Raw genomic sequence first — 542 nt, 5'->3', positions numbered from 1 at the left:
CCATCAGAGCCACATCACCACGGCTCTCAACATTCAGCCGAATCACTGGTTCGGTATTAGACAGTCGAAGATTAAACCGCCACTGCCCCATATCCAGTGAGATCCCATCGGTATGGTCCACAGCCACCGCATCGTTTTCATAGATAGAAAGTATCCGGTCAATAGCCGCCTGAGGGTCGTCCAGCGTACTGTTGATTTCACCAGAAGATGGGAACAGGGCAATACGTTCAGCCACCAGTTCAGAAAGCTTCTTACCCTTATGGGACATCAACTCCGCCACCAACAGCCAGGGGATCATCCCGGAATCACAATAGGCAAAGTCACGGAAATAGTGGTGAGCACTCATCTCACCGCCATACACAGCATCTTCTTCCCGCATCCGCTCCTTGATAAAGGCATGACCGGTTTTGCACGGCACCGGCACACCGCCAGCAGCTGATACCTGGTCAATAGTATTCCAGGTCAACCGGGGATCATGAATAATCTTTGCGCCAGGATAGTGCACCAGGAACGCCTCACCCAGCAGCCCGACAATATAATAC

At 52.0% G+C, this 542-nt stretch carries 1 protein-coding gene; it reads right to left on the bottom strand.

What is annotated here, in order from left to right; genetic code table 11:
* Window positions 1-542, bottom strand: a 542-nt coding sequence (locus J7438_RS27300; protein ID WP_503003957.1) for a phosphohexomutase domain-containing protein, incomplete at both ends; no start/stop codon positions are given.

This window comes from Thalassotalea sp. G20_0 (genome assembly GCF_017744175.1).
GTDB lineage: Bacteria > Pseudomonadota > Gammaproteobacteria > Pseudomonadales > Endozoicomonadaceae > Endozoicomonas.
This window is presented reverse-complemented; position numbering and strand designations above follow the sequence as displayed.